This window comes from Clostridium tanneri (assembly GCF_033659955.1).
Taxonomy (GTDB): domain Bacteria; phylum Bacillota; class Clostridia; order Clostridiales; family Clostridiaceae; genus Clostridium_AM; species Clostridium_AM tanneri.
Genome location: NZ_JARUJP010000046.1, coordinates 1 through 7,672, shown reverse-complemented (window position 1 = coordinate 7,672; position 7,672 = coordinate 1). Strand labels below are relative to the sequence as shown.

Below are 7,672 nucleotides of genomic sequence, written 5' to 3'. Positions count from 1 at the left end.
AACACTAAAGTCTGGAAAAGGTACCAGCAGACCTGGTCCTATGGCAGCCCACGAAGTTTCTGACAGAATAATTCAAGAAATTAGAGACTATCTTAAAAAAGTAAATGGAAGACTATGCGACGAAAAGTATGAATATTTCGATAAGGTTAAACCAGGAAAGAAAAAAGTAGTAATCTTAAAACAGGTTGCAGGTCAAGGAGCTATGTATGATACAGGATTGTTTGGAAGAGAACCAGGTGGATTCTCAGGCTGTAGATCTATTATAGATATGGGAAATGTACCTATGATAGTAAGCCCAAATGAATATAGAGATGGAGCATTAAGAGCTATGAATTAGGGGGGGATTAATATGGGAATTGGACCGTCTACAAAGGAAACTACCCTGCATCATTTTAGAGACCCTCTTCTTAATGTAGTATCTAATGATGGAGATGTAGATCTTCTAGGAATTATAGTATCAGGAACTCCTCAAGAAAATGAAGACAAAGTGTTTTCAGCCCAAAGAGCTGCAGCTTGGATAGAAGCTATGAGAGCAGATGGAGCAATAGTATCTATTGATGGTTGGGGAAACAGTAATATAGACTTTGCTACTGCCCTAGAGGAAATAGGAAAAAGGGGAATTCCAGTAGTAGGAATGAGCTTTGTTGGGACACAAGCACAATTTGTAGTTACTAACCAATATATGGACACTGTAGTTGACTTTAATAAGTCGATAGAGGGAATTGAAACCGAAGTTGTAGGAGAGAACAATGTTGTTGAGCTAGATGCTAAAAAAGCTTTAGCTTTCTTAAAATTAAAAATGAGAAAAAGGGAGGACTAAAAATGAAAAGTTCAAAAACAATATTTGCAATTGATTCACATACAATGGGAGAGCCAACAAGAATAGTAGTGGGAGGAGTTCCAAATATTCCAGGAAAAACTATGCCTGAGAAGAAGGCTTACTTGGAAGAAAACTTAGACTGGGTAAGAACAGCTATAATGCTTGAACCAAGAGGACATAATGATATGTTCGGTTCAATAATAACTCAACCAACTACAGATGAAGCTGACCTAGGAATAATATTCATGGACGGCGGCGGATACTTAAATATGTGTGGTCATGGTTCAATAGGAGCGTCGACTGTAGCAGTGGAAACAGGAATGGTACCAGTAACAGAGCCTGTAACAAACTTCACATTAGAAGCACCAGCAGGACTTGTAAAAGCTAGTGTAAAGGTTGAAGATGGAAAGGCAAAGGAAGTTACTATAGTAAACGTACCAGCCTTCTTATATAAGAGAGATGTAGAAGTAGATGTGCCTAACGTAGGAAAAGTAACAATGGATATATCCTTTGGAGGAAGCTTCTTCGCAATAGTTAAGGCAGAAAAGCTAGGAATAGATATATCACCAGCAAATGCTCAAAAGATAATAGAAATAGGAATGGACGTTATAAAGGCTGTAAATGAGCAAGTTGAAATACAACATCCAACACTTCCACATATAAAGACAGTAGACTTATGTGAGATTTATGGACCAGCTAAGAGCGAAGATGCAACAATGCAAAACGCAGTTGTATTTGGTCAAGGACAATTAGACAGATCACCATGTGGAACAGGAACAAGTGCAAAATTGGCTACTTTATATGCAAAAGGCGAATTAAAGATGAACGAAGAATTTGTATATGAAAGCATAATACAAACAAAATTCAAAGGAAGAGTAATTGGAGAAACTAAAGTCGGAGATTTTGATGCAGTAATTCCTGAAATAACAGGAGCAGCATATATAACAGGACATAATCAATTCTTTATAGACCCTGAAGACCCAGTTAAATATGGTTTTGTATTAAAATAAAAAATAATTTTCAGAAAATTATTGAAACTTTGTAATGCTTTATATTAAAATAGAATAAAATAGTAGTATAAACTACTTATTGGATGGAGGGAGCTTATGGTAATTAAAATTGTATTAGGATTGCTCGTGGTAATGACAGTGTATTTTGCAATAATATTCTTTTCTGATTATGCTAAAGCATCAAAACAGGGAAATATTGAAAAAACAAGTTTCTTTGCATTAGGTGCAGTTGGATTTGTAACAAATTTCTTGGATACCCTTGGTATAGGTAGCTTTGCACCTACAACAGCTTTACTTAAGTTTTTTAAGCTAACAAAAGACAGAACTATACCAGGAACCTTGAATGTAGCTTGTACAATCCCGGTAGTTGTTGAGGCGTTAATATTTATAACAGTAATAAAAGTTGAAACTGTAACTCTATTTGCAATGTTAGCAGCTGCTACATTAGGAGCATTTATAGGTGCAGGTATTGTTTCAAAGCTTGATGAAAAGAAGGTACAAGTTGGAATGGGAGTAGCTTTACTAATAGTAGCATTAACAATGCTTGCTAGTCAGTTAAAGCTAATGCCTATAGGAGGAGAAGCTATAGGACTTACAGGTGGAAAACTTATAATTGCAGTAATAGGAAACTTCATTCTAGGAGCGCTTATGACACTTGGTATAGGACTATATGCTCCATGTATGGCACTTGTATTTGCACTAGGTATGAGTCCTAAGGTAGCATTCCCTATAATGATGGGATCTTGTGCATTTCTAATGCCTGTAGCATCAGCTAAGTTTGTTAAAGAAGGTGCTTATGACAGAAAGGCATCCCTTGCTATAACATTATTTGGAGTTGTAGGGGTTCTTATAGCGGCATATATTGTAAAAGAGCTTCCTCTAAAAGTTTTAACTTGGTTAGTAATAGTAGTTATTATATATACTTCAGGAATGATGTTTAAATCAGCTAGTAAACCAAAAGAAGTAGAAGCACAAATGTAATTTGTAACATAAACAGTCAATAATAGAGAATTTTTCTCTATTATTGACTGTTTTTTTTATTGAAAAATTATATATTTTAATTAAATTTAAAATATATAATCAATAGTGTCAAATTTTTGACTCAAGCCGTACTGTAATACACTATAAAGTCGTTGTGTGTAATTAAAAAAACGACAATGTGTCAGTTATTAGACGTTATATGTCAAAAAATATTACAAAAAATATGAATACTTTCAGGTCTATATAAAAAAACTATACTCGACAAGCCTTGTATTTGCATATTTTATAAAGTTTTTTTAAATACTATACTTATTGGCATGGAAGTTGCTAATATAATTTATGTAAATAAGAATAGGAGGGATGGTATGGAAAATTTATATAAGTTTCCTCTTAAAATGCACGTAGGAGCACCAGATGTTCCTGTTGTTAAAGAAGGCGAAGAAGTAAAAAGAGGACAATGCATAGCAGAACCAAATGGTTTAGGAGCAAAAATCCATACTAGTGTATCAGGAAAGGTTTACAAAATCACAGAAGGCGAAATCTTCATAGAAGCAGATAAGAATCAATCTGATGAGTATGTGAAGATTAAGGAATGTGACAGTATAGCTGATATTGCTTATGAAGCTGGAATAGTTGGTGCTGGTGGTGCTGGATTTCCAACTCATATTAAATTAAAAACACAGATTTCAGATGGATACATAATTGCAAATTGTGTTGAATGTGAACCTGTACTTAGACATAATGCAAAATTACTAGAAGAAAATCCTGGTATAGTGATTAGGGGAATAGAATATGCAATGAAGTCAACAGGTGCCCCAAAAGCTTACATGGGAATAAAAGCAAAAAACAAAAAAGCTGTAGAGTCAGTTAAAGCTGCATTAAAAGGTAGAACTGATATTGAAGTTCATGAAGTAGAAAACCTATATCCAATGGGTGAAGAAAGAGCTTTAATAAAAAGCATTTTCGGAGAGTGGCTTGAGCCTACACAATTACCTGTAGAAGCAAAGTGTGTAGTGTTAAATACAGAAACTCTTGCTAACATAACAAGAGCAGTAGAAGATGGAAAGCCAGTAATAGATAAGGATTTCACAGTAGCAGGAAAGCTAAATAGTGGAAAAGAGGCACATGTATTCTTCCAAGTTCCAGTGGGAACTACTATAAAGAGTCTTATAGAAAAGTCTGGTGGAATAGATGGAGAATATGGTGAACTTGTAGTAGGTGGACCATATACAGGAAAATCACAAGAGCTAGATACAGCTACAGTTACTAAAGCATCTGGTGGAGGAATAGTTACTATACCACTTCCAGAGTTTAAAGGAAAAATGGGCCTTCTTGTTTGTGCTTGTGCCGCTGATGAGCATAGATTAAGAGATGTAGTAAACAAGATGGGATCAGAAGTAGTTTCTGTAGTTAAGTGTAAAAATATAGTAGATGTAAAAGGCGCAATGAAATGTAAAACACCAGGAGAGTGACCGGGCCAAACAGCTGCAGTTCTGCAGTTAAAGAAAGAAGGAGCAGAAAGAATAATGATAGCTAATTGTAGCGATTGTTCAAATACAGTTATGAATTGTGCTCCAAAGGCTGGTTTACCTGTATATCATCATACAGATCATGTGTTTAGAACAGTTGATAATCCATTAACTAGAAGATTACATCAGGAATAAAAGGAGGTTACTTAACATGTCAATGAGTGCTGAACATGCAGAACAGCTTAAAAATGAATTTGCTGTTGTGTGTTGTAGAACAGAAGCAGGAACAATAATTTCTGCAGATAACTTAGAGGATCCAGCTATATTCCCAGATATGGAGGATTCAGGACTATTAACTATACCATCAGATGCTTTAAAAATAGGTGAGGTTTTAGGTGCAAAACTAATTAAGACAATAGACTCACTTACACCTTTAACTGGAGATTTATTAGAAGGCGTTAAAGGTCCATCTGCTAAAGATAAAGAAGAGGAAGAAGCTTTACAAGCTGAACTGACTCAAGAAAATCATAAAGCAGTTTTAAAATATAATAAAAAATCAGGAGAAACTATAAGTGCTGAGGACCTAGAAAATCCAATGAACTTCGAAAAACTTGAAGACTCTTTATTAATAGATTTACATGAAGTAGTTTTAACAAGAGAAGAAGTTATTGGAAGAGCATTAAGAGTAGATGCACCAGCATTAACTCCTGTAACACCTGATATGTTAGAAGGATATGAGGAGGAAGTAATCATGGCAGAAACACCAAAAGCAATAACAAGTGTATCCGGCAGCGTTCTTAAAATTAAGATAGCTGAAGGAAAAGGTATCGATATTGAAGTACCTCTAAATATAGCAGGAGCTGTAGCTGCACCAGTTGTACCACAAGCTCCATTAGCAGTAAAAGCTCAACAAGCTGCTAAGGCTGTTGAAGCAATAGTAGAGGCGCCAGCTGCTGTAGTAGCAAAAGTTGAAGAAAAAGTTGTAAGAACACTTACAAGAAAATACTTCAAAATTGAAAATGTACAATTTGGACCAGAAACAAAGATAGAAGGAACAACTCTTTATATAAGAGAAAATGTTTGTGACGATGCTGTAAAAGCTAGCCATTTAGTTAAATCAATAAAGGTTGATATAATAACTCCAGATAAGTACAACACTTACAGTGAAACAATAATGGACGTTCAACCAATAGCAACAAAAGAAGCAGATTCAAAACTTGGTAGTGGTGCAACTAGAGTACTTGATGGTGTAATAGTTATGGTAACTGGTACTGATGAAGATGGAGTTCAAATAGGTGAGTTCGGTTCATCAGAAGGTATATTAGAAGAGAATATTCAGTTTGGAAGACCAGGAGCTCCAGATAAAGGAGAAATATTCATAAAAACTGAGGTAATAATCGCAGCTGGAACAAACATGGAAAGACCAGGTCCACTTGCTGCTCATACTGCAACAGATATGATAACTCAAGAAATAAGAGAAGCTTTAAAGAAAGTTGATGAGTCTTTAGTTGCAAGAACAGAAACATTCGAGCAAAAGAGAAGAAAAGGAAAGAAAAAAGTTGTAGTTGTTAAAGAAATCATGGGTCAAGGTGCTATGCACGACAACTTAATTCTTCCTGTTGAGCCAGTTGGAGTATTAGGTGGAAAACCAAACGTTGACTTAGGAAACGTTCCTGTAGTTTTATCACCACTTGAAGTATTAGATGGAGGTATCCACGCATTAACTTGTATAGGACCTGCATCAAAAGAGTGTTCAAGACACTACTGGAGAGAGCCATTAGTAATAGAGGCTATGAATGATCCAGAAGTAGATTTCTGCGGAGTTGTATTTGTGGGAAGTCCTCAAATCAACAGCGAAAAGTTCTACGTATCAGAAAGAATGGGTATGCTTGTAGAAACTATGGATGTTGACGGAGCTGTTGTTACAACTGAAGGTTTCGGAAACAACCACATAGACTTTGCTAGCCACATTGAGCAAATCGGTATGAGAGGAATTCCATGCGTTGGTATGTCATTCTGTGCAGTTCAAGGTGCTCTAGTTGTTGGTAATCCATACATGAAGTATATGGTTGATAACAACAAGTCAGAAGCTGGTATAGAAAATGAAGTTTTATCTTGCAACACATTATGTCCAGAAGATGCTATAAGAGCATTATCAATGCTAAAATCAGCTATGGCTGGAGAAGAAGTTAAGGCTTCAGAAAGAAAATGGAATCCAAATGTTAAGGAAAGCAATATTGAATTAATAGAAAAAACTACTGGAAATAAAGTTGACTTAGTAGAAAACGAAAATGTTGTTCCAATGAGCCAAAAGAGACTAGAAAAGTACTCAACAAAGTAGGCGGAAATTATGGATTTAAAATATGGCGATAAGATTATCGAAATGCAAGGCGTAATCGTTGAGGTTCAAGATGGAGCCGTAGCATTAGACTTAAAAGGAAGATTAGGTTATTTAAAGATTCCTATGAGGATGCTTATAACTGACTATCCTTTAAAAGTAGGTCAAGAGGTTGGTTTTAAGATGAGCTTTATTGAAGTTTTATCAGAAGAAGTCAATGATAAATATGTTAGTAATTTAGAAATAAGAAACAGAAAGGAAGGAAAACTATAATGGATTTAACAGCTGTTAAAGGATTACAATCAGAAATATTTGTACCTATAACTCCTCCACCAGTATGGACTCCTGTAACAAAAGATATAAAAGATATGAAAGTAGCATTAGCTACAGCAGCAGGAGTACACTTAAAATCAGATAAGAGATTTAACTTAGCAGGAGATTTCACTTATAGAACAATACCAGGAGATGCTCCATCATCAGAGCTTATGGTATCACACGGTGGATATGATAACGGAGACGTTAACAAAGACGTTAACTGCATGTTCCCAATAGATAGATTAAGAGAACTTGCAGCAGAAGGCTTTATAAAAGAAGTTGCAGAAACTCATATAGGATTTATGGGCGGCGGCGGAAACCAAGAGAAGTTCAAAAACGAAACTGGTCCAGCTATCGCTAAGATTCTAAAAGAAGAAGGGGTAGATGCAGTATTAGTAACTGCTGGATGAGGAACTTGCCACCGCTCTGCAGTATTGGTGCAGAGAGCAATTGAAGAGGCAGGTATACCTACTATAGTTATAGCAGCGTTACCTCCAGTAGTTAAACAAACAGGTACTCCAAGAGCAGTTGCTCCAAGAGTTCCAATGGGTGCTAATGCAGGTGCACCAAATGATCCAGAAATGCAAACTGCAATAGTAAAAGATTCCCTAACAGAACTTGTAAAGATAACTACAGCTGGAACAATAGTTCCATTACCATATGAATATATAGCAAAAGTTTAGTCTATAAACTTACTATAATTTATAAAATAACTTACGTCAGTTAAGCGTTGCCTTAA

General features: G+C 35.6%; 7 protein-coding genes and 1 pseudogene. All 8 read left to right on the top strand.

The features are described from left to right. A pseudogene (locus P8V03_RS18585) lies at positions 1-337 on the top strand (proline reductase cluster protein PrdD); the annotation flags it as partial. A gap of 12 nt (positions 338-349) precedes the next feature. Further along, positions 350-820: a glycine/sarcosine/betaine reductase component B subunit gene (locus P8V03_RS18580; protein ID WP_261670441.1), complete on the top strand. Its 471-nt coding sequence runs from the start codon at positions 350-352 to the stop codon at positions 818-820. Between the two features lie 2 nt (positions 821-822). Continuing rightward, complete coding sequence (locus P8V03_RS18575) at positions 823-1,830, top strand: proline racemase (protein WP_261670442.1); 1,008 nt, start codon at positions 823-825, stop codon at positions 1,828-1,830. A 96-nt stretch (positions 1,831-1,926) separates the two neighbouring features. Further along, positions 1,927-2,811: a sulfite exporter TauE/SafE family protein gene (locus P8V03_RS18570; RefSeq protein ID WP_261670443.1), complete on the top strand. Its 885-nt coding sequence runs from the start codon at positions 1,927-1,929 to the stop codon at positions 2,809-2,811. 365 nt (positions 2,812-3,176) lie between these two features. Next, a complete protein-coding gene (gene prdC / locus P8V03_RS18565; RefSeq protein ID WP_318799311.1) occupies positions 3,177-4,475 on the top strand; it encodes a proline reductase-associated electron transfer protein PrdC in 1,299 nt (432 codons plus the stop codon). 16 nt (positions 4,476-4,491) lie between these two features. Beyond that, complete coding sequence (gene prdA / locus P8V03_RS18560) at positions 4,492-6,621, top strand: D-proline reductase (dithiol) proprotein PrdA (protein WP_318799310.1); 2,130 nt, start codon at positions 4,492-4,494, stop codon at positions 6,619-6,621. 9 nt (positions 6,622-6,630) lie between these two features. Continuing rightward, positions 6,631-6,891 (top strand): CBO2463/CBO2479 domain-containing protein, encoded by a 261-nt coding sequence (locus tag P8V03_RS18555; RefSeq protein WP_318799309.1) that lies wholly within the window; start codon positions 6,631-6,633, stop codon positions 6,889-6,891. After that, on the top strand, positions 6,891-7,616 hold the full coding sequence (gene prdB, locus P8V03_RS18550) for a D-proline reductase (dithiol) protein PrdB (RefSeq protein WP_261670447.1): 726 nt from the start codon (positions 6,891-6,893) through the stop codon (positions 7,614-7,616). The genes P8V03_RS18555 and prdB overlap by 1 nt, the downstream gene beginning before the upstream one ends. Positions 7,617-7,672: the final 56 nt, after the last annotated feature.

Bases quoted from the DNA above. Each gene is read 5' to 3' on its own strand.
- P8V03_RS18580 (WP_261670441.1), top strand. From the start codon at position 350: ATGGGAATTGGACCGTCTACAAAGGAAACTACCCTGCATCATTTTAGA.
- P8V03_RS18575 (WP_261670442.1), top strand. From the start codon at position 823: ATGAAAAGTTCAAAAACAATATTTGCAATTGATTCACATACAATGGGA.
- P8V03_RS18570 (WP_261670443.1), top strand. From the start codon at position 1,927: ATGGTAATTAAAATTGTATTAGGATTGCTCGTGGTAATGACAGTGTAT.
- prdA (WP_318799310.1), top strand. From the start codon at position 4,492: ATGTCAATGAGTGCTGAACATGCAGAACAGCTTAAAAATGAATTTGCT.
- P8V03_RS18555 (WP_318799309.1), top strand. From the start codon at position 6,631: ATGGATTTAAAATATGGCGATAAGATTATCGAAATGCAAGGCGTAATC.